Origin of the sequence: Geodermatophilus maliterrae (assembly GCF_041018925.1) — a bacterium.
In the GTDB taxonomy this organism is placed as follows: Bacteria; Actinomycetota; Actinomycetes; order Mycobacteriales; family Geodermatophilaceae; genus Geodermatophilus; species Geodermatophilus maliterrae.
Genome location: NZ_JBFNXQ010000029.1, coordinates 25,593 through 51,308, shown reverse-complemented (window position 1 = coordinate 51,308; position 25,716 = coordinate 25,593). Strand labels below are relative to the sequence as shown.

Below are 25,716 nucleotides of genomic sequence, written 5' to 3'. Positions count from 1 at the left end.
CACCGGCGGGGCCACGGCCGGTGCCACCGCGCCGGACGTCCGGGACGGTGCCGGCCGCCCGGGGCGGGACGACGGCGTCCAGGGGCCGTCGGCGTGAGCGGCGTCGGGATCGTCGCCGACGACCTGACGGGGGCGAACGACACGGCCGTGCAGTTCGCCCGCGAGGGCTGGCCGACGCTGCTGAGCCTCCGGCCCGACGGCCGCCCGGCACCGGTGGACGGGGTGCTCGCCGTGTGCACCGACGCCCGGGCGCTGGGCGACGAAGCGGTGGACGTGACCGCGGCTGCGGTCGAGCGGCTGCGGGACGCCGGGGTCGGCCGGCTCTACCTGAAGCTGGACTCGACCCTGCGCGGCTCGGTCGCCGGCCAGGTCGAGGGCGCGCTGAGGGCCTGGTCGGCGCGGCACCCCGACGCCGTCGCCGTCGTCTGCCCCGCCTACCCGGCGATGGGCCGGGTGGTGGCCGACGGGGTCGTGCTGGCCGGCGGCCGGCGGCTGGAGGACGGCCCGGCCGGCCGGGACCCGGTCACCCCGGTGCGCACGTCGCTGCTGGCCGACCTCCTCCCGGGGTCGGTCCACGTCCCGCTGCCCCCCGGCGGCGACCCGGGTGCCCTGGCCGACGCGCTGGCGCGGGCCGGCGCCGCGGCACGCGTCCTCACCGTGGACGCCCGTGACGACGCCGACCTCGCGCGGGTCGCCGGGGCCGTCACCCGCCTGGGCCCCCGGGTGGTGCCGGCCGGGTCCGCCGGGCTGGCCCTGGCGCTGGCTCCCCGCTGGTACCCCGGGTCCGGTGCCCCGGGGGCCGGTACGGCGCCCCGCCCGGTCGCCGACGGCCCGGTCCTGGTCCTGGTCACCTCGCTGCACCAGGTGGCCCGCGAGCAGGAGGAGCGGCTGCGCGTCGAGTGGGGCAGCGCCGCACTGCACCTGGCCCCGGCGACGGCGGACCTGCGCGACGCGCGGTCGCTGGCGGCGTGGTCCGCGGCGCACGTGCCGGACGGACCCCTGCCCGAGGTGGTCGTCGTGACCGCCCCGCTGGAGCGGGCCGAGGGACGTGGGGACGCGGGCCGGACCGTGGCGGCGGCGCTGGCCGACCTGGTCGCCGCGCTGCACGCCGCGCACCCCGCGCGGGCCGTCGTCGTGACCGGCGGTGACGGGGCGCGGGCCCTGGTCGACCGCTGGGGCTGCACCGGGATCGCGGTGCACGGTGCGGTCGTCGAGGGCGTGCCCCACGGCCTGCTCGTCGGCGGAGAGGCCGACGGGCTCCCGATCACCACCAAGGCCGGCGGGTTCGGTGAGCCCGGCACCCTGGTCCGCGCCGTCGCCGCGGCGGCCGCCGTCCGTGCGCCGTCCCGTTGAGACACCGGAGCACCACCCAGAGAGGACACACCGTGGACAAGCCAACGCTCGCCGTCACCATCGGGGACGTGGCGGGCATCGGTCCGGAGATCACCGCCAAGGCTCTGCTGGGCCACGACGACCTGCGGCGGGAGTGCGTGCCGGTCGCCGTCGGGGACGTCGGCGTCCTGCGCCGCGCGGTCGCGGCCGTCGGCGGCGACCCGCAGGCCGTCCGCCCCGTCGAGGACCCCCGGGCAGCGACCAACGAGCCGGGCACCATCGAGGTGGTCCAGGTCGGCGACCCGATGCCGCAGGTGCCGCTCGGGAAGCTCAGCGCGGTGGCCGGTGACGGCTCGTACCGGTTCGTCGTCGCGGCCTGCGACCTGGCCAAGGCCGGCGGGGTCGACGGCATCGTGACCGCGCCGCTGAACAAGGCGGCGATGCACGCCGCCGGGCACGCCTGGCCGGGGCACACCGAGCTGCTGGCCCACGAGTTCGGGGTGGAGAACTTCAGCCTCGTGCTCTCGGCGGGCGACCTGTACCTGTTCCACCTCACCACGCACCTGTCGTTGCGGAACGCGATCGCGGCCGTGACGCCGGAGCGCACCGCGGCGGTGCTGCGCCTGGCCGGCGCCTTCACCCGCACCCTGGGGCGCCCGGACGCCGAGGTCGCGCTGGCCGGGCTCAACCCGCACGCCGGGGAGAACCGGATCTTCGGCGACGAGGACGCCGACGTCCTGGAGCCCGCGGTGGCGGCGGTGCGCGCCCAGGGCGTCAACGCGGTCGGTCCGCTCCCGGCCGACGCGCTCATCCCCGCGGCCGTGCAGGGCCGGTACCAGATGGTCGTCGTCTGCTACCACGACCAGGGGCACGCGCCGTTCAAGGCCGTCTACGGGGACAACGGCGTCAACATCACCGTCGGTCTGCCGGTCGTCCGCGTCTCGGTCGACCACGGCACCGCCTTCGACATCGCCGGCAGGGGCGTCGCCCGCGAGGCGAGCCTGGTGCTGTCCTGCCGCCGGGCGGCGGCGCTCGCCCCGGGCTGGGACCTGGTGTGGCGGACCGCCCGCGAGTCCGAGGCCCAGCTGGCCGGCAGCTAGGTTCGCAGGCGTGTCAGCCGTCGACCGGAGCGCGGGTCCGCCCCTGCACGTGCAGGTGGCGGCCGAGCTGCGCGACGAGATCCGCGACCACCGGCTGCCTCCCGGCTCGGCGCTGGCCAGCGAGGCCGCGCTGCAGGCGCGCTTCGGCGTCGCCCGCTCGGTGGTGCGCCAGGCACTGGCGACCCTGGTCGCCGAGGGGCTGGTCGAGCGGGGCCGGGGCCGGGGCAGCGTGGTGGCACCGGCCCGGGAACACCACCGGCTGGTCCAGCGCGCCAGCGGCTTGTTCCAGCAGATGGCGGCCGAGGGCCTGACCGTCACCACCGAGGTGCTCGAGCTGGTCGAGGAGGACCTGCCGGCGGAGGCCCGCTGGCTCGGCGGCTCACGAGCGCTGCGCCTGGAGCGGCTGCGCCGGGTCGGCGGACGGCCGCTGGCCCGCATCCGCACCTGGCTGCCCCTCCCGCGGTGCGCCGGCGTGACCGCCGAGGAGCTCACGGACGCGTCGCTGCACGACCTCCTCGCCCGCAGGCTCGGGGCGCGCGCCACCGGGGGACGCCGCCAGGTGCGCGCCGTGGCGGCCGACGCCGAGCTCGCGGCCGAGCTGGCCACCGCGCCGGGAGCCCCGCTGCTCCTGCTGGAGGGGCAGACGGTCGACCAGCACGGCCGGCCGCTGGAGGTGTTCGCCACCTGGCACCGGGCGGAGGAGATGGCCTTCGACGTCGAGGTCGTCGAGCAGCCGGCTGCCCCGGACGAGCGCGCCCCGGCGCCCGCCGGCGCGCCGGAACACGGCGCGACCGCGCGACCGGCGTCGCTCGCCGAGGCGGCCGAGCAGGCCCGGCGCCTGGCCGAGGTGCTGGCCGACCTGGCGGGGGCCGGGGACTCCTGACGTGCCGGCCGGTGCGGTCCACCCGGCCCCTAGGCTCGCGGCATGGTCAGCGTCGATCAGCCCGCGTCCCCGGACCCCGCCGCCGTCGGCCGCGCGCACCGCGCGGTCGAGCCGCTGCACAACCACGTGTACTTCGTGCCGGAGACCGAGCAGCACCTCACGGCGGCCGGGCTGCGGCCGGGACGGATGGTCTACTTCGCCGGCCGGTCGGCCCCGATGGGCGCCGTCGGCCCGGGCGTGGTGACGGCGACCTTCGCCAACTTCTCCCCGGCGGTCGTGGCCCGGCACGTCCCGCGGGCCTGGACCCTGGCCTCGCCGGAGCAGGTGGTGACCGCCCGCCTCGCCGCCGCGCGCGCGTCCCTGACCCGGCTGCTCGGCGGCGAGGAGGCCGCGGCCGCGCCGGAGGTCACCGAGCTGGGCGACCTGCTCACCGAGGCCTGCACCGTGCTGACGCCCGAGGGCCGCCCGCTCTACGCCGGGCACGCCGACCTGCCCTGGCCCGAGGACCCGGTCGGCCGGCTCTGGCACGGCGCCACGCTGCTGCGCGAGTGGCGCGGCGACGCGCACGTCGCCGTCCTCGTGCGGCACGGGCTGTCGGGGATGGAGGCGCTGCAGACCCACGTCGCCACCGGCCGGGCCTTCCTCGAGCCGGTCGCGCAGACCCTGCGCGGGTGGACCGACGAGGAGTGGGCCGCCGGCTGGGCACGGCTGGCCGAGCGCGGCCTGGTCACCGACCGCACCCTCACCGAGGCCGGGCAGCGGCTGCGGGCCGACCTGGAGTCCGGGACCGACGCGCTGTCCACCGCGCCCTGGGCGCACCTGGGGCCCGAGCGGACGGCGCGCGTGGTCGAACTCGGCAAGCAGCTGTCGGGCACGGTCGTCGCGGCCGGCGCCTACCCCGCCGGGGTCTTCGCCGGCCGGTGAGCGCCCGCCTGCCCGAGGCCCCCGACGACGGGCCGGCCGCCGACCTGCTGCGCACCCGCCGGGGCGGCGTCCTGACCGCGCTCGACCGGCTGCTGCTGCACAGCCCGCCGGTGGCCGAGGGCTGGAACGCGCTGCTCGGTGCCCTGCGCGGTGCCACGACGCTGCCGGCCGACCTGCGCGAGCTGGTGGTCCTGCGGGTCGCCGTCCTCAACGGGGCGGAGTTCGAGTGGACCTCGCACGCGCCGATCGCCCGCCGCGCCGGGCTCACCGACCTGCACCTGCGGGTGCTCCGGACCGACGACGCCCTCGCCGAGCCGGTCTGGTCCCCGGTGCAGGCCGCGGTCCTCGCCTTCACCGACGCCTCGACCCGCAGCGTCGCCGTCCCCGACGCCGTGTTCACCGCGCTGCGCGCACACCTCGACGACCGGCAGGTCGTGGAGCTCGCCGTGCTGGTCGGCGGCTACGCGATGGTCTCGCGGTTCCTCGTCGCCCTCGACGTCCCGCCGTCGGACGGAGAGGTTCCCGGCTGAGCCGATCTTCCCTATGGTCTGGATCACAGTCCACGGGAGGCGTCATGACGACCACCGATCGAGGGACCGGGAGCGGCCGGCGGACCGACGTCGACGCCGCTTTCCGCGGCTCGGCCACCTACCGCAGCCTGGGTGAGCAGCAGCTCAGCCCCGCGGAGGAACGCTTCGAGAAGGGACGCCGCACGGTCGGGCTGTTCCTCGCGCCCGTCGTGACGATCGTCTTCGCGCTGCTGCCGCTGGACCTGCCGCGCGACCAGCACCTGCTCGCCGCGGTCCTGCTGGGCGTCATCGTCCTGTGGATCACCGAGCCGGTGCCCATCCCGATCGGCGGGCTCATCGGGGTCGGCGCCATCGCCGTGCTCGGCGTCGTGCCGGCCGACGACGCGGTCGGCCCGCTCGGGTCGACGACGGTGTTCACCTTCATCGGCGCGTTCATCCTCGCCGCGGCGATGCTCAAGCACGGGGTGGCCAGGCGCTTCGCCATGGTGATCCTGTCGATGCGCTGGGTCGGCGGCTCGACGGCGCGGGTCATCATCGCGTTCGGCCTGATCACCTGCCTGCTGTCGGCGTTCGTCTCCAACACCGCCACGGTCGCGATGCTGCTGCCCACGGCGATCGGCATCCTCTCGGTGATCGCCAAGCTGCTGCAGGACAAGGGGATGGTGGCACCGGACTTCGACCCGCTGCGGCTGCGGGTGGGTGTCGCGCTGATGCTGATGCTGGCCTACGGCGCGAGCGTCGGCGGGCTCCTCACGCCGGTGGGCACGCCGCCCAACCTGATCGGCCGCGGGCTGATCGAGGAGGCGACGGGGGAGCGGATCGGGTTCCTCCAGTGGATGCTCATGGCGCTGCCGATCTGCGCGCTGATGTTCGTGGCACTGGCCGCCGTCCTGCTGCTGCTCAACCGGCCGGAGATCAAGCGCATCGAGGGTGTGCACGAGTACGTGCAGCAGGAGCGCTCGACGCTCGGCCCCGTCTCGCGGGCGGAGAAGAACACGCTGGTCGCCTTCGGCGTCACCGTGGCGCTGTGGATCTTCCCCGGCGTCATCGCCCTGACCGCCGGCACCGAGTCCGACCTCTACACGACCTTCAGCGACCGGATCGACGAGGGCATCGTCGCCGTCCTCGGGGCCTCGCTGCTGTTCCTGCTGCCCACGGACTGGAAGCGCCGCGAGTTCACCCTCAACTGGTCCGACGCGGCCAAGATCGACTGGGGCACGATCCTGCTGTTCGGCACCGGGATCATCTTCGGCTCGCTGCTGGCCGACACCGGCCTGGCCGAGACCATCGGGAACGCCTCGGCCGACAGCCTCGGGCTGACGAGCACCTTCGCCATCACGATCTTCGCCGTGATCCTCGCCATCATCATCTCCGAGACCACGAGCAACACCGCGTCGGCGGCGGTCGTGGTGCCGATCATCATCCCGGTGGCGGTGGCCGCGGGGATCAACCCGTTCGTGCCGGCTCTCGCGGCGACCTTCGCGGCCTCCTTCGGGTTCATGCTGCCGGTGTCGACGCCGCAGAACGCGATCGTGTACGGCTCCGGCGTCGTGCCGATCACCAAGATGATCCGCTCGGGGATCTCCTTCGACGTCCTGGGTGCCCTGCTGATCGTCGTCCTGCTGCCGGTGATGGTCGGCCTCGTCCTCGACGTCTGACCGGGGGGTGAACGGAGAGGGAAGTCATCCTCTCCGGACGGGCCGGGTCGACGCGCGCGTGTCACGATGGTCGACGGCCCGCGGGACGACGCCGGCCACCGCCGACGGGAGGGAGGGCGAGCGCCGTGCGCAGCGAACCGCCCAGTCCCAGTCCCGAGTAGAAGGACCCCGCTGCCCCCCGCCCCTCGCAGGCTCGCGGCGGGACCCTGCAGCGGGGCCGCTGGATGCGCCACTGCTGCGCCCTCGCCGTCCAGCGTCCCCGGGAGCCCGTCATGGCCGATCGTCGCCTCGCGCCCCTCACCGCACTGTCCACCCTCGGGCGCCGTCCCCGTCCGGCGGCGCCCCACCGGGTCGTCGTCCCCGCGCCGCCGGCCGAACCGGCGCCGGAGCGGTCGTCGCGGATGGTCGTCGACAACGCCGTCTACGCCGGTGGCCGGCGCATCGCCACTCCGGCGTCGACCGCCGAGAGCCACGACTGGCTGACCGAGGGCTTCGACGACCGGATGGTCTGGCTCGGGCTCTACCGGCCCGAGCCGGCCGAGCTGGGCGAGCTGGCCGAGCAGTACGAGTTGCCCGAGCTGGCCGTCGAGGACGCCATCCAGGCCCACCAGCGGCCGAAGTTCGAGCGCTACGGCGACACGCTGTTCGTCGTCCTCAAGGCCGCGCGGTACCTCGACGCCGCGGAGCAGGTCGAGTTCGGCGAGCTGCACCTGTTCCTCGGCCGGCAGTTCGCGATCACCGTGCGGCACAGCGAGTCGCCCGACCTGGCCCGCGTGCGGCGGCGGCTGGAGAGCGAGCCGGCGCTGCTGGCCAAGGGCAGCGAGGCGGTGCTGTACGCGATCCTCGATGCCGTCGTCGACGGGTACACCCCGGTGGTCCTGGGCCTGGCCAACGACATCGAGCAGATCGAGACCCAGGTCTTCCGCGGTGACCCCGGCGTCTCGCGGCGCATCTACGAGCTCTCGCAGGAGGTGCTGGAGTTCCAGCGCGCCGCGCGGCCGCTGACCGGCATCCTCGCCGCGATCACCGCCGGGTTCGACAAGTACGGCGTCGACGAGGAGCTGCGCAGCTACCTGCGCGACGTCGCCGACCACGTCGTCCAGGTCAACGAGCGGGTGGAGGGCTTCCGGCAGCAGCTGCGCGACATCCTCACCGTCAACGCCACGCTGGTGGCGCAGCGGCAGAACGAGGAGATCCGCGAGCTGACCGAGGCCTCCATCGCGCAGGGCGAGGAGGTCAAGAAGATCTCCGCGTGGGCGGCCATCCTGTTCGCGCCGACGCTCGTGGGGACGGTCTACGGGATGAACTTCGAGGACATGCCCGAGCTGTCGTGGCACCTCGGCTACCCGTTCGCGCTGGTGCTGATGGTGGGCGTGAGCCTGACGCTGTACGCCGTCTTCAAGCGCCGCGACTGGATCTGAGGAAGGACCCCCAGCCCCCCACCGCTCGCCGGCTCGCGGCCAGCCCCTGCAGGGGGCCGGGGACGGGCCGCGGCGGGGTCCCGGGGTGGCGCGGGAACAACGGGCTGGTGGTCCCGGTTACGATGGGTGCACAACTGCACAGGGGGTGAACGGTCTCGACTGCGGTCGGGTGACCAGGGGAAGCGAGCCGAGGAAGCCGACGATGAGCTCGTTAACCACGCGTCGGAAACAACACAAGCGCCGACTCCAGTCAGCGCGAGTTCGCCCTCGCTGCCTAAGTAGCGAGGCGACTCTGTCAGCCCGGGTTCGTCATCGGCCCGGATCCTGGCATCAGCTAGATGACTGACCGTGTGCGCCGGTCGCGGGCGCACACGGGACACCGAACAGTGACTGGGCCCGTCACATCGACTTGTTCGTGAGATCGATGGGGCCGAGCAGAGACAGAGCGGACTGCGCTCGGAGAAGCCCTGGTGATGCGTCGCAGGACGCGGGTTCGATTCCCGCCACCTCCACCCCTGGTCCTCCCCGAGGAGCCGGGTTCGTCTCCCCGAACCCGGCGCTCGGGGAGGACCCTCAGGTGAAGCCCCCGTTCGAGCACGCAGGGCCCGGTCAGCCGACCGGGCCCTGCGTGCGTTCGCGCCAGGGGACGACCGCCGCCCACTCCACCCGGCCCGTGGCCACACACCCGCCGCCGGCCGGGGAGCGGTCGGCCGCCGGGACACTCCGGTGGCCGGGGCACGCCCGGATCGGGCGCACGACGGTGCTGCTCCGACGTCCGGGCACGCGCACCGCGAGGTGAGGCCTGGCCACAGCGCCCGGTGACGGCGATGATCGCTCGACTGCCCGGCCGCCGCCGCGACACCTCGACGGCGGTCGACGGCCCGTTGCACGCCAGCAGGGCCGGGGCATGCGGGGAGGGCGAGGTGCCGGTGGGCCGACTGCGCGTGGGGCTGGTCTGCGGACATTTCGATCCCGCGCGCGACGGCGTCGCCGACTACACCCGTCACCTCGCCGGGCAGCTGCGGGCGGCCGGGTGCGAGTCCCTGATCTGCACCGCGCACCGGTACGCACGGACACCGGGCGAGGAGATCGTCGGCGTGACCGACCGCTGGGACGTCCGCGGTGTCCGCCGAGCCGCCCGCACCATCTCGCGGCTGCCGCTGGACGTCGTGCACGTCCAGTTCGCGCCGTCCGCCTTCGGCTTCTCCCGGGCGGTGGGCCTGTTACCCCTCCTCCTCCCGGCCGGCACTCCGCTCGTGGCCACGTTGCACGAGTACGGCGTCTGGACGGCGGATGGCGCCGGCGGAGGACTCCGCTCCGCTCTCTGGTCCGTGCTGGAGCGGCAGCAGCGCGCGGACCGCGAGGCGTTGGTGCTCACGGTGGAGGCGGACCGGCTGCTCGTCACCGCACCCGAGCACGCCGACGTGGTGCACGCCCGCTTCGCCGACCGCCGGCTCGAGGTGACACACGTCCCGATCGCGCCGAACGTCCCCGTCGCCCGGCTCGACGGGGAGGACGTCCCGTCGGCGGTGCGGGCGTCGCTCGGCCTGCCACCGGACGCACGCCTCGCCGTCTTCTTCGGCTTCCTCCACCCGGTCAAGGGCCTGGCGGGCCTCATCGAGGCGGTCGCCGCCGTCCGCCGGGTCATCCCCGGTCTCCGGCTCGTCATCGCCGGCGGCGGTGAGAGCCACTCCGTGCACGGGGGTGCCGCCGACGCCATGCGCCGGGACCTGGAGGAGGCCGCACGCCACCACGGTGTCGAGCCGCACGTCGTCTTCACGGGCTACCTGCCAGAGGACGACGTGTCCCGCCTGCTGCGCGCCGCGGATGTGGCGGTGTTCCCCTTCGACGCCGGAGTGACCGCCAAGTCGGGGTCCCTCCTCGCCGCGCTCGCGCACGGCGTACCGACGATCGCGACCTCACCTCCCGGCGCGCTGGACCGGCCGACGGAGGTCGAGGGCGTCCTCCGTGTGCCACCGCGGAACACCGCTGCTCTGGTCGACGCACTGCTCCTCGTGCTGTCCGACCGTGCCCTCGCGACGAGGCTGGCCGCGGCCGGACGCGCGTGCGCCGACCGATGGACGTGGCCGAGGATCGCGGAGTACCACGCGCGCATGTACGCCGAGGTGCTCCGCCGAGCCGATCGCGACGAAGGTCATGGCCTCCGCTGGAGGGCGGTGGCACGCTCCGGGATCCGCCGTCGCGGCAGGAAGGAGCCCTGATGTCTCTGGTCGATCGCGCGATGAGGGCCGTTCGTGCACGTGGACTCGCCCTCCTCTCCGACAACCACCCCGACGGGAAGCCTCCGGGGGCACGGGACACCGAGGACCCCGCACTGTTCCGGCCGCTCGTCTACGGTGACCCCGACCGTCTGCACGTCGACCCGACCGCGATCCTGAACAACGCCCTGATCAACCTGTCCTCGGGGACCGTGACGATCGGCGAGTACGCGTTCTTCGGGCACAACGTCTCGGTCCTCACCGGCACGCACGACTGGACCAAGTTCGGCGCCGAGCGCCAGGTGGCCGTTCCGCCGTCCGGTCGGGACGTGGTCATCGAGGAGGGCGCCTGGGTCTCCAGCCACGTCGTCATCGTGGCTCCCTGCCGGATCGGCGCACACTCCGTCGTAGGCGTCGGGTCCCTCGTGCTCGGCGACGTCGAGCCCTACACCGTCGTCGCGGGCAGTCCGGCCAAGGTCCTCCGGCAGATCCCCAGGCCGGATGGGCAGGCCGCCGCCCCCGCCGATCCCGACGCAGGGGAAGCCGGCAGGGTGGGCGCGGGATGAGCCCGAGCGCCGCTCGGGACGGATCCCCGCCGCAGGCGCGAGAGGTGGACCTCGAGCGCCAGGTGGCGAGCCTGAGCCGTGCCGTCGACGAGCTGGGCCGACTGGTCCGGGACACCCAGGACCGGCTGCAGTCGGTGGAGGTCGAGCTGCGGACCCTGCAGGCGAGGGGCGGCAGCCACGACGTCGACGGATGGGGCCCGCGGTTCGCCGCGATCTACGCCGACTTCACCGAGCACTTCCGCGGCTCGACCGCCGAGGTCAGCGCCAAGCTCGAGGGCTACCTGCCCGACGTCCACCGGCTCGCCGGCCCCGGCGGCGTCGTGGACCTGGGCTGCGGCCGAGGCGAGTGGCTGGCCCTGCTCCGCGCTGCGGGGGTGACAGCCCGGGGCGTCGACGCCAACCCCGCGTTCGTGGCCGCGGGTCGCGCGCGCGGGCTGGACATGGAGCTCGGCGACGCCCTGGGCTACCTGGAGGCGCTGCCGCCGGACTCGATCGACGTGGTCACGGCCTTCCACGTGATCGAACACCTGGCCACCGAGGACCTGCTGGCGCTGCTGGAAGCGGCGAGAGCGGCGCTGCGCCCGGGCGGCTGCCTGCTGCTCGAGACGCCCAACCCCACGAACCTGGTCATGGCCGCCTGCGACTTCTACAACGACCCGACGCACCGGTCACCGCTTCCCCCGGCCCTGACGGAGTACCTCGTGTCCACGCAGGGTTTCGGGGACGTCGAGGTCCGGCCTCTCCATCCGAAGGCCTCTCCGCTGGTGCCCACCAGGGATGCGGACGCCGTCACCGAGCTCCAGGAGTACGTCGTGCAGGCGCTCTTCGGGCCACAGGACTACGCCGTCCTCGGCTACAGACCGCCCGCGGAGGAACGATGAGGCGGGAGACGGACCGCGACGCGTGCCGGGTGCTCTACCTCGACGGCTACACGGTGCCCGACCCGAAGGCAGGCGTTCCGTCCAGTGACGCCATCGGGTACGGCATCACGGCGTCCTCGGCGATCCGCGACGGACTGGCGGCCTCCGGACTCGACGTCGTCCGTCCCCGGCTCGACCCGTCGCCGACCGGTACCGGAGGAGGTCCCGAGGCGCGGCTCTCGTGGGTCCTCGCGAACTACCACAGCGTGCTCCACACCCTCCTCGAGGACCCTCCCGACGTCGTCTTCTGCTTCCACGTCTTCTCGGTCTTCCCCGTCGAGATCAGGCGGATGCTGCTCGACCTCGGCATGTCGATCCCCATCGTCGGCTACACGCACGGCAGTCACTGGGACCCGACCGACACCTTCCGCACCGAGACCTATCCCGGGATGGAGGTGCTGGACCTGGCCAACCTGCACGTCCTCGACCGCGTGCTCCTGGTCTCCGAGTACATGCGGACGACGTTGCGGACCACGATCGGCGCCGTCAACACCCCCCTGGCCGAGCAGATCGACGCCCACGCCGCGGTGGTCGGGTTGCCTCTCGACGTCGACCGGATGGACGCCTGCCGGTCCGACCGCCGGTTCCCCCGCCCGACCGTGGTCTTCAACCATGCCCCGGTGTCCAGCAAGGACCCCGAGCGGTTCGCCCGCGTCATGGCCCGGGTGCTGCCGCACCACGACGTCGGCGTCCTGATCACCCGCGACTTCGCCCCCTGGCAGCCGGGCGGCGAGGCGATCGCGGAGCTCGCGAGACGGTTCCCGGACCAGGTGGTCCTCGGCCGGGACATGCCGCTGGACGAGTACTACGAGGCGCTGTGGGCGGCCGACCTGCAGGTGTCGACCGCCACCCACGAGAGCCTCGGCGTGTCGACGCTGGAGGCGATGTACACCGGGAACTGCTGCGTCCTCCCGCGGCTCGGCAGCTACCCGGAGATCTGCGGCGGCCACCCGGACGTCCTGTACGAGCCGGGTGAGGGGCCGCTGGAGGAGCGGCTGCGCTGGTTCCTGGAGCATCCCGAGCACCGGCGTGCCGTCGCGGCCGACCTGCAGCAGATGTCGGCCAGGTTCCACCCGCGTGCCGTCGTCCGGAAGATCGCCGCAGAGGTGCTGGACGTGGCCTTCGGCGGCCCGTGACGGCGCCCCTCTCGTCCCGGCAGGTGACGGCGCGTTCAGGCGGTCGTCGTCGGTCGGGTGGGTGGCCGGGAGAGGCGCATCGAGTCCGATCGAGCCGGCGGGCGGGGATGCGGTGACACGGTGCCGCACGGGGCGTATGACGTGGCGGTGGACGCGGCGCCGCTGGTCGGGCGGGCGGCGGCCGTGGCCGCCGTGCGATCCGCCGTCACGCGCGCCGCGGAGGGTGGCGGCGGGATCCTGCTGGTCGTCGGCGAGGCCGGGGTCGGGAAGTCCCGGCTGCTCACCGAGGCGGTCCGGCTGGCCCGCGGCCACGGGCTGCAGGTCCTGTGCGGCCGGGCCACGGAGTCCGGCGGGGCCCATCGGCCCCTGATCGAGGCGCTGCTCCGGGGCGGCGCGGACGACCTCGACCCGGGGACGGTCCCGGCACCGTACGCGGCTGCGCTGGGTCGCCTGCTGCCCAGCTGGGCCACCGGCGTGGTGGACGGCCCGGAACCCAGCATCGACCCGGTGCTCGTCCTGGGCGAGGCCCTCGTCCGCGTGCTGGAGGCGCTCGTCGGCGGGCCGTGCCTCCTCGTGCTGGAGGACCTGCACTGGGCCGACGCCGACACGCTGGCGGTGCTGGAGTACCTCGCCGACCGCCTGGGCGATCGACCGGTGCTCGTGGCGGCGTCCGCGCGCGACGACGAGCCGGGGTCCGCGGCGGTGGACCGGCTGACCGCCGGCCCCGGGGTCCACACCCTGACCCTGTCCCGGCTGGGTCCGGCGGAGCTCACGGCCCTCGCCGGTGCGCGGGCCACCGGTCGCCTGCGTGCGGACGAGCTCGCCGCTCTCGTCGCGCGGGCCGACGGACTGCCCCTGATGGCCGAGGAGCTCGTCGACGAGGCGGTGCGCACGGCCACCACCCCGACGTCGACCCCCGTTCCCCGCACGATGACCGCGCTGGTGCGCCGTCGGCTCTCCCTCCTCGATCCCGTGGCGCACAGGTGCCTGCGCGCGGCCGCCGTGGCCGGGACGGACCCGGACTGGGAGCTGCTCCCGGCGGTGGTCGGGCAGCCGGAGGAGGTCGTGCTCGCCGCCGCCCGGGTCGCCGCGGACGCCCACCTGCTGCGCGAGGACGCCGGCCGGCTGCGCTGGCGGCACGCGCTGATGCGCGAGGCCGTCGTCACGGGCCTCCTCCCGCCGGAACGGGCCGCCCTGGCGCGGGGGGTAGCCGAGGCGCTGCTGGCCCGCGGCCGGCCCGAGGACGTCGCCCGCGCCGCCGAGCTGCTCGCCGCGGGCGGCGAGGGCGAGCGGGCCGCGACCCTCTTCCTGGAGCTCGCGCGTCAGGATCGCGGAACCGGCGCGCTGCGGCGCGCCGAGCAGCTGCTCGACCAGGCGGCACGCACGGGCGCCCTCCCCGCGGCGGTCGCGATCGAACGGATCACCGTGCTGACGGCCACCGGTCGCGTCGACGACGCGCTGAGCGCCGGCGTGGCGGCCCTGCCCTCCGCGACCGGCGAGCTGCACGCGGAGCTGTGCCTCCGGATGGCCCGCACGGCGGTGACCGCCCGGCGCTGGAGGGACGCCGAGGCCCACGTCGAGCGGGCCGGACGCCCGGACGACCCACGCTCGCTCCTGCTGACCGCCGACGCCGCGTTCGGCGCCGGCGACGTGGAGCGCGCCGGCCCGCTGGCCGCCGCGGCCGTGACCCGCGCGGAGCGCTCGGGGGTGCCGGCCGTGCTGTGCGAGGCCCTGGACGTCGCCGGCCGGGTGGAGCGGCTGCGCAGCCCCCCGGCCGCGCGGGCCGCCTTCTCCCGTGCGGCGCAGGTGGCCGGCGAGCACCGGCTGGTCCCGCAGCAGGTCGCGGCCCTGATCGGGCTGGGGACCGTGGAGCTGCTCGAGCGCGAGACCTCCGAGGCCCTGCCGCAGGCCATGGAGCTGGCCGCGGCGGCGGGACTGCTCGGCCAGGCCAGCGCCGCGGAGGTGATCCTGTTGGACTCGACCGTCGTGCAGCGCGGTCCGCGCGCCGTGGAGGCGCCGGCGCGGGTGCTCCTCGACCGGGGGGCGTGGCTGCACATGCCGGAGGTGCAGGCCGCCAGCGCGTTCGGCGTCGCGCTCGCCCGAGCCGCATCGGGGGACCCCGCCGGCACGGAGGCGGCCCTGGCTCGGATCCCCGTGTCCGCCGCCTGGCCGGACGCGGGACCCCTCGCGGCCGCCGTCCGTACCCTGCCCCTGCTGCTGGCGCACGACCTCCCCGGCGCCAGCGCGACGCTCGACGCGGGCGTGAGCGGGCTCGTGGAGCACCGGGTGGCCGCCCCGCTGCACCAGTTCGGGTTGTGGGCGCTGCTGCGCACGGTGGTCGACGACCGCGGTGCAGCGGCGCGGGACGTCCTGCGCGGGTTACCGGCGGCGCTGCGCCCGGCCAACCGCGGAGCGCTGCACTACGCCGACGCCGTCGCCGCGGGGCGCGGCGGCCGACCCGACGATGCCCTGGCCCTGTTCGCACGCGGGGAGGCCGAACTCGCTCGCGTGCCCTGGCTGCACCGGCTGCTCCGCCTCCTGGTCCTCGAGGCCGCGGTCGCCGACGGCTGGGGCGACCCGGTCCCGCTGCTGCGCCGCGACCTCGCCGAGCACGAGCGCGCCGGCGACTCCCAGCTGGCCCGCACCTGCCGCGACCTGTTGAAGCGGGCCGGCGCCCCGACGAGGCGCGGTCGCGGTACGACACCCGTGCCGGGCGCCCTCCGCGCCGCGGGTGTCACCAGCCGCGAGATGGACGTCCTCACCCTCGTGTCCACCGGATCGACCAACGCGGAGATCGCCGTCCGGCTCTTCCTCTCGCCACGCACGGTGGAGACCCACGTGGCCAGCCTGCTGGCCAAGCTCGGCGCCTCCCACCGTGGTCAGCTCCGCAGCCGGGTCGCGGCGCTAACTCGGTAGGCGGTACGGATCCTCCGCCGGACCGGGAGCGCGACCGTGAGGGCGGACACCCGTTCCCGGACCGAGGAAGCCCTCCCATGACGCCACACCCCGAGACGTACGACGTCCTCGTCGTCGGTGCCGGCCCCGCCGGCCTCACCACGGCCGCCGGCCTGGCCCGTGCCGGCATCCGGGTCCTGGTCGTCGAGAAGCACCCGGGCACCTCGATCTTCCCGAAGGCGGCCGGCGTCCGGCCGCGGACCATGGAGATCCTCCGGTCCTGGGGCCTGGACCAGCGCGTCTCCGCGGCCGGTCAGGACGTCCGGCTGGAGCTGGGGATCTCCCCGGTGCTGGCCGCTCCGGTGGTGGCGGTGGAGTCGCTGGGCGCGCCCGCCGCCCAGTACGTCTCCACCATGAGCCCCTCGCCGTTCGCGTTCGTCCCGCAGGACCACCTCGAGCCGGTGCTCCTCGAGCACCTGAGGGACCGGGGCGGGCACGTGCGGTTCGGGACGGAGCTGGTGGGCTTCGAGGTCGACGGCGACGGCGTGCGCGCGAGGCTGCGCCGGCGGTCGGGACCCGCGCCGGAGTACCCCGTCCGTGCCCGGTACCTCGTCGGCGCGGACGGTCCGCGCAGCACCGTCCGCGCCACCGTCGGCATCGAGGTGGAGCACCTCGGTTCGGAGGGGCGGCAGCTGACGTACCTGTTCGCCGCCGATCTCGACGGGGTGGTCCCCGACCCGCCGTTCGCCCTGCACTGGGTCACGAGCCCGGGGGCCGAGGGGCTGTTCGTGGCGTCGGGACGGCACCGGTGGGGGTACGGCTGGGAACCGGGGGACGGCGACCCCGCCACACCCACGGCCGAGCAGGTGGTCGCCCGGATCCGCGCCTCGGCCGGCATCCCGGATCTCGACGTCGAGCTGCAGGGCGCGTTCGAGTGGACCTTCGGTGCCGAGATCGCCGCCCGGTTCCGCAGCGGCCCGGTGTTCCTGGTGGGTGACGCGGCCACCCGGACGTCGCCGCGACGGGCCACCGGCATGAACACGGGCATGGCCGCGGCGCACGGCCTGGCGTGGAAGCTCGCCTGGGTGCTGCGCGGATGGGCCGACGAGGCCCTGCTCGACACGTACGAGGAGGAGCGACGCCCGGTGGGGCTGGCCAACGCGCTGCGGTCACTGCAGCCGCGCGAGGGAGCCCACGAGGCGTCGGGCCTCGAGGACTTCGGCGTCACCTACGTCTCCGCGGCCGTCGCGCCCACGGAGCACGTGGAGCCGCCGGCGACCGTCGGCGAGCGCGCCGCCCCCGGGCGCCGCGCGCCGCACGCCTGGCTGGACACGACCGGTCGACGGGTCTCGACCCTCGACCTGTTCGACGGCCGGCTGACGCTGCTCACCGGCCCCGGGGGCAGCGACTGGTGCGCAGCCGCGGACCGGCTGGCGCCGGGTGACCCGCCGCTCGCGGTGCTCCGCTTCGGGCCGGACCTGCCCGACCCGGACGGCTCGCTGGCCCTCCGGTACGGCGTCGGGGTGCGCGGAGCGGTCCTCGTCCGTCCCGACGGGTTCGTGGCGTGGCAGGCCCCCTGTCCCGCAGGCGATCGGGTGGGGTTGCTCCGCTCCGCGGTCGACCTGGCCACGGGGCGCTCGGGTGCGGCGGACGTCGCCGACCTGTCGGCCTGACCCCGGCCGGTCGGCGGAGACAGCCGTGTGGCCCCCGGCCGGCCCGACGCCGGGACAACGGCTCGCACGGTGCGGGAGGGCGGCTCAGGTCGTCGGCTCGTCCGTCCTGCCGTCCGGCGGGTCCCGACGACCGCGCACCTGCCGGCGCACGTCGATGCCGAGCAGCAGCGCCGCGAGGAGCGCGACGGCACCCGACAGGACTGCGACGGGTGTGCCGAGCGAGCCGCCCACCCCCGCCCAGAACACGGCGGCCCACACGTCGAGGACGACGACGAGCAGCAGGACGGCGTGGAGGGGGACCGTCAGCCACAGCGGCCGAGGGCGGGGCACCGGGCCACGGGCGGCGGTCAGCGGAACTCGCTGAGGTGGCCCGCCAGTGCGTCGTTGCGCAGGTACTCCCACAGCAGGCCGGCGCGCCCGCCGTCGAGGTACTGCACCGGCCGGCCACCCTCGGTGCCCGGGCCGCCGACCGGGGCGGACACGAACTCCAGGGTGTGCGCGCCCCGGAACTCCCACGCGATCGCGACCAGGTCCCCGTCCGCCAGCGGGTCGTCCACGCGGAGCGCGCCGGTCATCGAGTCCAGGAGGTCGGCGAGCCGGCCGAGGTCCGAGAAGGCCCCCTGCGCCTCGATGCTGCGGAACAGCGCCTGCACGACCCGCTGCTGGCGGGCGGGTGCCGCGGCCCGCGTCTCGGGGCCTGCATCCCGCACGAAGGCGACCGCCTCGGCCCCGTCCATCTGCTGCGGTCCCGGCGCGAAGTCGTGGCCGCGGCTGCTGTAGGGCTCGGGCACGTCGACGGTGATGCCGCCGAGCGCGTCGGTGACCGTCGCCAGGCCGGAGAAGTCGAGCTCGGCGTAGTGGTCGATGCGGACGTCGGTCAGCGTCTCCGCCGCTTGCACCACGCCCTGCGGCCCGCCGGAGCCGAAGGCGCCCTCGAGCGTGCTGCCCCAGCCGCCCACCCAGGTGTCCAGCGGGAAGGAGACCACCTGGACGTGCTCCCGGTCGCCGGTCAGCCGCACGAGCAGGACCGCCTCCGCCCGGGTCGCACGGGTCTCCTCGTCGGCCGGGTCGACGCCGACCACGAGGAAGGTCAGCGCCTGCTGCGCAGCCGGAGGGACGTCCGGGCGACCCCCCTCGGCGGGGAGGGCCGCACCGATGCGGTCGACGTCCTCGGCGACCCCGGCGACCTGCCAGGTGCCCAGCCCGATGGCCAGCCCCGTCACGACGACGAGCGTGCCGAGGAGGGCGGGCACGACCATCCCCGGTCGGGACCGGCGCGCACGGTGCTGCCCCCGGCGGCGCCCGGACCTGGGCGCGGTCACCGCCGGCCGGGGCACCGGCGGGGTGCCGGGAGGCACGAGGGCGGTGGCGCCGGGCTCCTCACGCTCCATGTCCCCGACCTCGGCAGGGCCGGGACTGCGCGCCACCGTGCATAGCCAACCCCCCACGCCCGCCGACGAGGCCCGCCCCGTTCTGCGGACACGTCAGGTCGGAGGATCATCCTCCGGTCGGGAGACGTCGTGGAAGTGGGTGCTGCGGCGCCGGGCGAACCGCCGGTGCCCGCGCGGTGGCGCCGCCCACTCCACGGGTCGATCGGGTGGCGCAACTGATCGAGGTCAGCGGCCTCCAGCTCGCCCCGGCCGAGGTCGTCGACCGGGCGGCGCAGCGGACGGCGGGCCACGAGCGCCCCGCCGAGCTCACCGTCGTCGACGCCGTGCCCCGGTCACCGGCGGGCGACATGCCGGTCCCGCCCCGGCGGGAGGAGCCCGCCGCACGGCGTCAGCGCGCGCGGCCGGGGTGCTCCTCACGGGCCCGCTCGACCTCGGGTGCGGCCTCCTCCAGCAGGTCGGCGAGCGCCCGCAGCCGGCCGGCGACGCGCTGCCCGAGCGGGGTCAGCGCGTACTCGACCCGCGGCGGGATGGCGGTGACGACCTCGCGGGTGAGGAAGCCGTCGCGCTCGAGGGCCTGCAGGGTCTGGGACAGCATCTTCTCGCTCACCCCCTCGACCCGGCGGCGCAGCGCGTTGAACCGGTAGCCGCCCTCGTGCAGGGCGAGCAGGGTGAGCGAGGCCCACTTCGCGGTGACGTCCTCGAACGCCGAGCGGGAGGTGCAGTCGCGGGCGAAGACGTCACTGACCAGGTCGGACGGGGGCCCCTCGTCGGGTAGCGGCTCGGGCACGGCAGGAGCGTACGACCGATGGCGGAATGGACGGCGCTTACTCCGGGTTAGCGGCCTCGACCGAGTTCCCGATCGAGGAGTCCCCGCCATGACCGTCTACGCCGTCACCGGAGCCACCGGCCACCTCGGCCACCGCGCCGTCGAGGAGCTGCTCGACCGCGGCGTCCCCGCCGCAGACGTCGTCGCCGTCGTCCGCCGTCCCGAGGCCGCCGCGGACCTGGCCGCCCGCGGCGTGCAGGTGCGCGAGGGCGACTACTCGCGGCCGGACACGCTGCCCGCCGCGCTCGCCGGCGTCGACCGGCTGCTGCTGGTCTCCGGCAGCGAGGCCGGTCAGCGGGTGGCCCAGCACCGCGCGGTGATCGAGGCCGCGGCCGCGGCCGGCGTGCAGCGGGTCGTCTACACGAGCATCGCGCAGGCCGACACCTCGACCAACCCGCTGGCCGAGGAGCACCGCCGCACCGAGGAGGTGCTGCGCGAGGTCGGCGTCCCGGCCACCGTGCTGCGCAACAGCTGGTACGCCGAGAACTACGCCTCCCAGCTCGACACCTACCTGGCCACCGGCGAGGTCCTGGGTGCCGCGGGTGAGGGCCGCGTCTCGATCGCGCCGCGCGCCGACTACGCCGTCGCGGCCGCCGCCGCGCTGCTGGCCGACGACGAGGGCAGCGTGGTCCGCGAGCTCGGCGGCCCCGGTGTCACGCTGGCCGACCTCGCCGCCGCCGTCACCGAGGTCACCGGCACGACCGTCCGGTACCGCGACCTCCCGGCCGACGAGTTCGCCGCCGCCCTCCAGGCCGTGGGCCTCGACGCCGGCACCGCCGGGTTCGTCGCCGCCATCGACACCTCGATCGCCCGCGGCGAGCTCGACACCGGCGACGCCGACCTCGCCGCCCTGCTCGGCCGCCCGGTGACCCCGCTGGTCGACGCCGTCCGCGCCGCGCGGGTCTGACTCAGGCCCGCGCGGCCGCCAGCGCCGCCTCGCCGACCGTGGTCAGGGTCAGCTCGGGGGTGAGCGGGTGGAACGGGCCGCCGCGCACGTCGCGGTAGGCCTGCTCCAGCGGCGACCGGCGGGAGAACGCCGGGCCGCCGACCACCTGCAGCGCCAGGTCGGTGACCGCGACCGCCTCGAGCACCGCGTGCCGCTTGGCGGTCATCAGCGTGGCCAGCACGCCGTGGTCGGGGCCGAAGGTGTCGCCGGTCTCCTCGACGGCGGCCAGCAGCGCCCACCGCGCCACCCGGATCCGGGCCTGCATCTCGCCCAGCTGTCGGACGGTGGACGGGACGACCTCGGCCTTCGCCGCCACCTGGCGGAGCGCCTCGTCGTAGGCGCCCTGCGCCACGCCCAGGTACACCGCCCCGGCCACCGGCGCGAAGTACGACGCGGCCAGCAGCAGCGGGCCGGCCAGCACGCCGTAGGGACGGCGACCGGTCACCCGCTCGGCGGGGACGAACACGTCCTCGAGGACGACGTCGTGGCTGGCGGTGCCGCGCATGCCCAGCGGGTCCCAGGTCTCGACGATGCGCACGCCGGGGCTGGACATGGGGACGCCGGCGTGCAGCACCTCGGCGTCCGGGCCCGGCTCGCCCAGCACCGCGGAGGTGCTGATCACCGTGGCGACCGGCGCCTGCGTGCAGAAGCCCTTGCGGCCGGTGAAGCGGAACCCGCCGTCGACGGCGACCGCGGTGGTGGTCGGGCACACCCAGTCCGAGCCGCCACTGGTGGCCATGACCAGCCCCTCGGTGGCGATCCGGCGCAGCGCGGCCTCGGCGTCGGCGAAGCCCTTCGCGTACCGGAAGCGCTGGACGAAGGTCAGGTACAGGTGCATCGCCGCGGCGAGCGCGGAGGCTCCCGACCAGCGGGCCAGCTCGTGCTCGGCCAGCACGACCTGTCTCAGCGTGGCTCCACCGCCGCCGAGCTCGGCGGGTACGGCCATCGCCAGGTAGCCGGTCTCGGCCATCGCCGCGTAGGCCTCGGTGACGAAGCTGGCGTCGCGGTCGTGGGCGGCGTCGGCCGGTGCGGCGCGCCGTCCGATCTCCGCGGCGAGGGCGACGAAGCGGTCGTCCGCGGTGGAGGGGTCGGTGGGGGCTGGGGGAGTGAGGGTGCTCGTCATGGCACTGACCCTCGGGACCGCGCGCACCGACCACTAGTCCTCGATCTGGACCGCTGGGACCCTGGCGCGATGGCGCGCTACGGCCAGTACTGCCCGATCACCCGCTCCCTCGAGCTGCTCGGCGACCGGTGGACGCTGCTGATCGTCCGCGACCTGCTGCTCGGCGCCGAGCGCTTCAACGAGCTGGCCCGCGGACTGCCCGGCCTGTCCCGCAGCCTGCTGTCCAAGCGGCTCGACCACCTCGAGCGGGCCGGCCTGGTCGACCACGCCGACGGCCGCTACCACCCCACCCCGGCGGGGGAGGACCTGCGCTCGGTGGTGTTCGGCCTGGCCGAGTGGGGCTCCCGCTGGGCCTTCGGCGAGCCGCGGGCCGACGAGCTCGACGCCACGGTGCTCATGTGGTGGATCCGTGGCGGCCTGGACCCGGCCCCGTTCGGCGACCGCGAGCGGGTGGTCCTGTACGTGCACTTCCGGCAGGGCGGACGCCGGCGGTTCTGGCTCGTGGCGACCCCGTCGGACGTCTCGCTGTGCTCCACCGACCCCGGCTACGACGTCGACCTCGTCCTCGACGCCGACCTCGACGCGCTCTACGAGGTGTGGGGCGGGCGGATGGAGTACGGCTGCGCCGTCCGCGACCGGCGGCTGGTGGTGAGCGGTCCGACCGACCTGGTGCGCGCGCTGCCGCAGTCGCTCCGGTTCAGCCCGATCGCGCACTACGTGCGGCAGGCGATGACACGGGAGGCGACGACACGGGCGACGCCCGTCGCCCGGTGACAGGCGACGGTGCGCGCCCGGGCCGCGTTCCCCGACCCGGGTACGGCGCCCGCGCACACCGTCGCGGCGGCAGGACGCCGCGACGGAACGGTGCTCGTGGGCGATGAGCCAGCGGCCGTCCACCCGGCGGCGGCCTCGGCGTCGGCCGCGCGGACGGCTCCGGCCCGCACCGCCGACCCCGTCGCCGCCGGGGTCCCGGCCCGTGCCCCCTCCGAGGGGTGAGGTGTGCCCCAGCGCTCCAGGTCCGCGTCGTCCGTGCCGATCCCTGCTGCACGGACGACAGGAGAGACCCATGAACCCCATCGCGTGCCGCGCCGTGGCGCAGGCCGGCCTGGTCGCGGCGACCGCCTCGGCCGACGACGAGCAGCCCTGGCCGCTGCTGCTGGTGGCCGGCTGGCACACCACCGCCGTCGACCTCGTGCTCCAGGACGGCCGGCTGGCCGACGCCCTGGCGGAGCTGGAGCTGCGCGTCTGACCGTGTCGCGCGGCTAGGCGCGCGCGAGGGAGTAGCTACCGTCGGGGCCGTGCGAGCGCACGACCACGAGCACGTCCTCGCTCTGCAGCGTGCCGATCAGCGGGTCGTCGAAGCGCAGCGTGCGTCCACCGCGGGTCACCGAGAGGACGACGTCGCGCAGGTCGCGCGGGCCCAGCCCGACCTCGCCGGAGGTGACGACGCGCTGGGAGAGGTCCAGCCCCTGCCCGCCGGTCAGCAGGTCCTCGACGACGGAGACCACCCTCGGGCTGTCGGTGGACAGGCCCAGGAGCCGGCCCGACGTCGCCGAGGTGGTGATCACCGTGTCGGCGCCGGACTGGCGCAGCAGCTGCGCGTTCTCCTCCTCGCGGACGCTGGTGGTGATCGGCACGCTGGGGTTGAGCTGGCGCACGGTGAGCGTGATGAGCACCGACGCGTCGTCACGGTTGGCCGCCACGATGACTGCCCGCGCCCGCTCCACGTGCGCCCGGCGCAGCACGTCGGTGCGGCCGGCGTCGCCCACGATGCCGTTCAGGCCGATGGAGTTCGCCTCGTCGATGGCCCGGGGGTCGGCGTCGACGATGACGATGGTCTCCAGCGGGGTGCCGGTGGCCCGCAAGGACCGGACGGCGCTGCGCCCCTTGGTGCCGTAGCCGCACACGATGACGTGCTGGCGCACGCGGGACCTCCAGCGTCGGATGCGGAACTCCTCGCGCGAGCGCGCGGTCAGCGCCTCGAGCGTCGTCCCGATGAGCACGATAAGGAACATGACGCGCAGCGGTGTGATGAACAGGATGTTCACCAGCCGCGCGCTCTCGGTGAGTGGGGTGATGTCGCCGTACCCGGTGGTCGAGAGGGTGACCGTGGAGTAGTAGAAGGCATCGAGCAGGTCGATGCCGATCTCGTCGCCGTCGCGGTAGGCGTCGCGGTCCAGCCAGACGATGAAGACCGTCAGCGCCAGGAAGAACGCCGCCAGTGCCACCCGCCACAGCACCTGGCGCACCGGGGACTGCTCGACGTGGGCGATCTGCACCCCGGTGTGCGGGTCCTCCGCCCCTTGTCCGCCCATCACGACGCGGACGATAGCGAGCGGGAGGCGTCCGCACCCCGAGGTGGGCGGGACGCCACCCGCTCGAGTCGCCGGGAGCTCAGGCCCCGGCGGCCTCCCGCTCCCGCGCGGCCAGCTCCCGCTTGAGCACCTTGCCCGCCGCCGACACCGGGATCGCGTCGATGAAGACGACGTCGCGCAGCCGCTTGTAGGGGGTGACCCGGTCGTTGACCGCGGCCATGACCGACTCGGCGGTCAGCGCCCGGCCCGCGTCGTCGTCCCGGCGGACCACGTAGGCCACCGGCAGCTCGCCGGCCGCCTCGTCGGGCCGGCCGACGACGGCCGCGCCGGCCACCCCCGGGACGCCGAAGAGGACCTCCTCGAGCTCGCGCGGGAACACGTTGTAGCCCTTGTAGAGCAGCATGTCCTTGGTGCGGTCGACGATGGACAGGTAGCCGTCCTCGTCGAGGACGCCGACGTCGCCGGTGTGGAACCAGCCGTCGGGGTCGATGCTCTCCGCCGTCGCCTCGGGCCGGTGGGCGTAGCCGCGCATGACCTGCGGCCCGCGGATGCACACCTCGCCGCGCTCGCCGGCCGGCAGCGGGTCGCCGCCGCCGAGCGGGCGGATGGTGATCTCGGTGTCGAACACCGGCACACCGACCGTCCCGGCCTTGCGGGTGCCCGAGCGGAACGTGGGGTTGCCGGTGGCCTGCATGGTCACCTCGGTCAGCCCGTAGCCCTCGCCGATGACGGCGTTCGGCAGGAGCGCCTGCAACCGCTCGATCAGCGGCACCGGCAGCGGGGCGGCGCCACTGGAGATCCCGCGGACGTGCGAGAGGTCGGCGTCCTCGATGCCCGGCACCTGCAGCAGCGCGACGAACACCGGCGGGGCGCCGCCGATGCTGGTCACCCGGTACCGGACGGCGTCCTCGACGTACCTCACCGGGTCGAACCGCATGTGGATGACGGTCGTGGTGCCGCCCATGACCATGCCGTTGAGGTAGCCGATCGCCCCCATCGCGTGGAACCACGGCGTCAGGTTGACCAGCCGCGCCTCCCCGAGCCGGACCGGGTACTCGTCCTCGCCGAGCACCTGCCGGAGGGTCACGTCGCCGGCCTCGTCGAGCTCCGGGAGCGATCCCGACGTCCAGCACGCCGACTGCAGCACGTTGGTGACGACGTTGCGGTGCGGCAGCTCCACGCCCTTGCTCACCCCGGTGGTGCCGCCGGTGTAGGCCAGGTGCGCGAGGTCGGCGGCCGGGTCGACGGCGGCGTCGAGCCGGCGGTCCTCCGGGTCGGCGGCCAGCAGGTCGGCGAGGTCGACGTCGGTGGCCTCCAGGCCGTCGAGGCGGGCCGAGAAGTCGAGGGTGTGCGCCTCGCCGGTGACGACCACGGTCTGCACCGGGGTGGCCGCCAGCGCCGGGCGGACGAACGGCAGCACCTGGTCCCAGGTCACCAGGACCCTCGCGCCGGCGTCGGTGAGCTGGGCGGCGAGGTCGGCCGCGGGCAGCAGCGGGTTGGTGGGGGAGAAGACCGCGCCGGCCATCACCACGCCGTAGTAGACGGCCGGGTACTGGCGGCAGTTGGGGATGTGCACCGCGACGACGTCGCCGCGGCCGATGCCGGCCTCGGCCAGCCAGTTGGCGACCGCGGCGGCCCGCCGGCCCAGCTCCTCGAAGGTCAGCTCGACGTCGTGGTCGACGAACGCCGTCCGCGTGCCCCACCGGCGCACCGCCGCCCGCAGGATCGACCCGACCGGGACCAGGGGGTACTCCAGCGAGCGCGGCAGCCCGGGCGGCCAGCTGGCGGCGGCCGGCCCGTCCGTGGGGGTGGGTGCGGGCTGCGTGGCGGTCATGCGCGTCCTTCCGTCCGGGTCCGT

The 25,716-nt window shown here is 75.3% G+C and carries 22 protein-coding genes and 1 other RNA gene; 17 read left to right on the top strand and 6 right to left on the bottom strand.

Going from position 1 to position 25,716, the window contains the following annotated elements; genetic code table 11:
• Nucleotides 1-93 precede the first annotated feature (93 nt).
• The 14 genes from ABQ292_RS11275 to ABQ292_RS11210 all read left to right on the top strand — a co-directional run bounded on the left by ABQ292_RS11275 (nucleotide 94) and on the right by ABQ292_RS11210 (nucleotide 17,257).
• Nucleotides 94-1,353, top strand: a complete 1,260-nt coding sequence (locus ABQ292_RS11275) for a four-carbon acid sugar kinase family protein (RefSeq protein WP_369206278.1) — start codon at nucleotides 94-96, stop codon at nucleotides 1,351-1,353.
• 32 nt (nucleotides 1,354-1,385) lie between these two features.
• A complete protein-coding gene (gene pdxA, locus ABQ292_RS11270) occupies nucleotides 1,386-2,432 on the top strand; it encodes a 4-hydroxythreonine-4-phosphate dehydrogenase PdxA (protein ID WP_369206276.1) in 1,047 nt (348 codons plus the stop codon).
• Between the two features lie 10 nt (nucleotides 2,433-2,442).
• The gene (locus ABQ292_RS11265; RefSeq protein WP_369206274.1) at nucleotides 2,443-3,315 is read left to right on the top strand and encodes a GntR family transcriptional regulator; all 873 of its coding nucleotides are present in this window, start codon (nucleotides 2,443-2,445) and stop codon (nucleotides 3,313-3,315) included.
• A gap of 42 nt (nucleotides 3,316-3,357) precedes the next feature.
• Nucleotides 3,358-4,239: an SCO6745 family protein gene (locus ABQ292_RS11260; RefSeq protein ID WP_369206272.1), complete on the top strand. Its 882-nt coding sequence runs from the start codon at nucleotides 3,358-3,360 to the stop codon at nucleotides 4,237-4,239.
• Nucleotides 4,236-4,769: a carboxymuconolactone decarboxylase family protein gene (locus tag ABQ292_RS11255; protein ID WP_369206270.1), complete on the top strand. Its 534-nt coding sequence runs from the start codon at nucleotides 4,236-4,238 to the stop codon at nucleotides 4,767-4,769. The genes ABQ292_RS11260 and ABQ292_RS11255 overlap by 4 nt, the downstream gene beginning before the upstream one ends.
• Before the next feature lie 44 nt (nucleotides 4,770-4,813).
• Entirely contained in the window at nucleotides 4,814-6,427 is a 1,614-nt protein-coding gene (locus tag ABQ292_RS11250; RefSeq protein ID WP_369206268.1) for an SLC13 family permease, read from the top strand.
• Nucleotides 6,428-6,699: 272 nt separating this feature from the next.
• The gene (locus tag ABQ292_RS11245) at nucleotides 6,700-7,848 is read left to right on the top strand and encodes a magnesium and cobalt transport protein CorA (protein WP_369206266.1); all 1,149 of its coding nucleotides are present in this window, start codon (nucleotides 6,700-6,702) and stop codon (nucleotides 7,846-7,848) included.
• A 141-nt stretch (nucleotides 7,849-7,989) separates the two neighbouring features.
• Nucleotides 7,990-8,363: a transfer-messenger RNA gene (gene ssrA, locus ABQ292_RS11240) on the top strand.
• 312 nt (nucleotides 8,364-8,675) lie between these two features.
• The gene (locus ABQ292_RS11235; RefSeq protein WP_369206264.1) at nucleotides 8,676-10,070 is read left to right on the top strand and encodes a glycosyltransferase; all 1,395 of its coding nucleotides are present in this window, start codon (nucleotides 8,676-8,678) and stop codon (nucleotides 10,068-10,070) included.
• The gene (locus ABQ292_RS11230; RefSeq protein ID WP_369206262.1) at nucleotides 10,070-10,633 is read left to right on the top strand and encodes an acyltransferase; all 564 of its coding nucleotides are present in this window, start codon (nucleotides 10,070-10,072) and stop codon (nucleotides 10,631-10,633) included. Before ABQ292_RS11235 ends, ABQ292_RS11230 begins: the two co-directional genes overlap by 1 nt.
• Before the next feature lie 44 nt (nucleotides 10,634-10,677).
• Complete coding sequence (locus tag ABQ292_RS11225; RefSeq protein WP_369206260.1) at nucleotides 10,678-11,514, top strand: class I SAM-dependent methyltransferase; 837 nt, start codon at nucleotides 10,678-10,680, stop codon at nucleotides 11,512-11,514.
• The gene (locus ABQ292_RS11220) at nucleotides 11,511-12,689 is read left to right on the top strand and encodes a glycosyltransferase (RefSeq protein WP_369206258.1); all 1,179 of its coding nucleotides are present in this window, start codon (nucleotides 11,511-11,513) and stop codon (nucleotides 12,687-12,689) included. The genes ABQ292_RS11225 and ABQ292_RS11220 overlap by 4 nt, the downstream gene beginning before the upstream one ends.
• Before the next feature lie 147 nt (nucleotides 12,690-12,836).
• Nucleotides 12,837-15,605: an ATP-binding protein gene (locus ABQ292_RS11215; RefSeq protein WP_369206256.1), complete on the top strand. Its 2,769-nt coding sequence runs from the start codon at nucleotides 12,837-12,839 to the stop codon at nucleotides 15,603-15,605.
• Between the two features lie 77 nt (nucleotides 15,606-15,682).
• A complete protein-coding gene (locus tag ABQ292_RS11210) occupies nucleotides 15,683-17,257 on the top strand; it encodes an FAD-dependent oxidoreductase (RefSeq protein WP_369206254.1) in 1,575 nt (524 codons plus the stop codon).
• An 84-nt stretch (nucleotides 17,258-17,341) separates the two neighbouring features.
• Here the strand turns inward: ABQ292_RS11210 and ABQ292_RS11205 are convergent, their stop codons facing one another.
• From ABQ292_RS11205 to ABQ292_RS11195, 3 genes are all read right to left on the bottom strand, one after another.
• Entirely contained in the window at nucleotides 17,342-17,587 is a 246-nt protein-coding gene (locus ABQ292_RS11205; protein WP_369206252.1) for a hypothetical protein, read from the bottom strand.
• Nucleotides 17,588-17,604: 17 nt separating this feature from the next.
• Nucleotides 17,605-18,510: an LCP family protein gene (locus ABQ292_RS11200; protein ID WP_369206250.1), complete on the bottom strand. Its 906-nt coding sequence runs from the start codon at nucleotides 18,508-18,510 to the stop codon at nucleotides 17,605-17,607.
• A gap of 526 nt (nucleotides 18,511-19,036) precedes the next feature.
• Entirely contained in the window at nucleotides 19,037-19,435 is a 399-nt protein-coding gene (locus tag ABQ292_RS11195) for a winged helix-turn-helix transcriptional regulator (protein WP_369206248.1), read from the bottom strand.
• Between the two features lie 88 nt (nucleotides 19,436-19,523).
• Here ABQ292_RS11195 and ABQ292_RS11190 point away from each other — a divergent pair, with 88 nt between their 5' ends.
• Complete coding sequence (locus ABQ292_RS11190) at nucleotides 19,524-20,381, top strand: NAD(P)H-binding protein (protein ID WP_369206246.1); 858 nt, start codon at nucleotides 19,524-19,526, stop codon at nucleotides 20,379-20,381.
• A 1-nt stretch (nucleotide 20,382) separates the two neighbouring features.
• Here the strand turns inward: ABQ292_RS11190 and ABQ292_RS11185 are convergent, their stop codons facing one another.
• Nucleotides 20,383-21,543: an acyl-CoA dehydrogenase family protein gene (locus tag ABQ292_RS11185; RefSeq protein ID WP_369206244.1), complete on the bottom strand. Its 1,161-nt coding sequence runs from the start codon at nucleotides 21,541-21,543 to the stop codon at nucleotides 20,383-20,385.
• A gap of 69 nt (nucleotides 21,544-21,612) precedes the next feature.
• Between ABQ292_RS11185 and ABQ292_RS11180 the strand changes: the two genes are divergently transcribed.
• Together ABQ292_RS11180 and ABQ292_RS11175 are read left to right on the top strand one after the other, a co-directional pair.
• Complete coding sequence (locus ABQ292_RS11180; RefSeq protein WP_369206242.1) at nucleotides 21,613-22,317, top strand: winged helix-turn-helix transcriptional regulator; 705 nt, start codon at nucleotides 21,613-21,615, stop codon at nucleotides 22,315-22,317.
• Nucleotides 22,318-22,609: 292 nt separating this feature from the next.
• A complete protein-coding gene (locus tag ABQ292_RS11175; RefSeq protein ID WP_204693246.1) occupies nucleotides 22,610-22,792 on the top strand; it encodes a hypothetical protein in 183 nt (60 codons plus the stop codon).
• Nucleotides 22,793-22,805: 13 nt separating this feature from the next.
• Here the strand turns inward: ABQ292_RS11175 and ABQ292_RS11170 are convergent, their stop codons facing one another.
• Both ABQ292_RS11170 and ABQ292_RS11165 read right to left on the bottom strand, forming a co-directional pair.
• Entirely contained in the window at nucleotides 22,806-23,858 is a 1,053-nt protein-coding gene (locus ABQ292_RS11170; RefSeq protein ID WP_369206280.1) for a potassium channel family protein, read from the bottom strand.
• A 79-nt stretch (nucleotides 23,859-23,937) separates the two neighbouring features.
• On the bottom strand, nucleotides 23,938-25,692 hold the full coding sequence (locus ABQ292_RS11165; RefSeq protein ID WP_369206240.1) for a class I adenylate-forming enzyme family protein: 1,755 nt from the start codon (nucleotides 25,690-25,692) through the stop codon (nucleotides 23,938-23,940).
• Nucleotides 25,693-25,716: the final 24 nt, after the last annotated feature.

Bases quoted from the DNA above. Each gene is read 5' to 3' on its own strand.
- ABQ292_RS11260 (WP_369206272.1), top strand. From the start codon at position 3,358: ATGGTCAGCGTCGATCAGCCCGCGTCCCCGGACCCCGCCGCCGTCGGC.
- ABQ292_RS11250 (WP_369206268.1), top strand. From the start codon at position 4,814: ATGACGACCACCGATCGAGGGACCGGGAGCGGCCGGCGGACCGACGTC.
- ABQ292_RS11245 (WP_369206266.1), top strand. From the start codon at position 6,700: ATGGCCGATCGTCGCCTCGCGCCCCTCACCGCACTGTCCACCCTCGGG.
- ABQ292_RS11235 (WP_369206264.1), top strand. From the start codon at position 8,676: ATGATCGCTCGACTGCCCGGCCGCCGCCGCGACACCTCGACGGCGGTC.
- ABQ292_RS11230 (WP_369206262.1), top strand. From the start codon at position 10,070: ATGTCTCTGGTCGATCGCGCGATGAGGGCCGTTCGTGCACGTGGACTC.
- ABQ292_RS11220 (WP_369206258.1), top strand. From the start codon at position 11,511: ATGAGGCGGGAGACGGACCGCGACGCGTGCCGGGTGCTCTACCTCGAC.
- ABQ292_RS11210 (WP_369206254.1), top strand. From the start codon at position 15,683: ATGACGCCACACCCCGAGACGTACGACGTCCTCGTCGTCGGTGCCGGC.
- ABQ292_RS11190 (WP_369206246.1), top strand. From the start codon at position 19,524: ATGACCGTCTACGCCGTCACCGGAGCCACCGGCCACCTCGGCCACCGC.
- ABQ292_RS11185 (WP_369206244.1), bottom strand. From the start codon at position 21,543: ATGACGAGCACCCTCACTCCCCCAGCCCCCACCGACCCCTCCACCGCG.
- ABQ292_RS11180 (WP_369206242.1), top strand. From the start codon at position 21,613: ATGGCGCGCTACGGCCAGTACTGCCCGATCACCCGCTCCCTCGAGCTG.
- ABQ292_RS11175 (WP_204693246.1), top strand. From the start codon at position 22,610: ATGAACCCCATCGCGTGCCGCGCCGTGGCGCAGGCCGGCCTGGTCGCG.
- ABQ292_RS11170 (WP_369206280.1), bottom strand. From the start codon at position 23,858: ATGGGCGGACAAGGGGCGGAGGACCCGCACACCGGGGTGCAGATCGCC.
- ABQ292_RS11165 (WP_369206240.1), bottom strand. From the start codon at position 25,692: ATGACCGCCACGCAGCCCGCACCCACCCCCACGGACGGGCCGGCCGCC.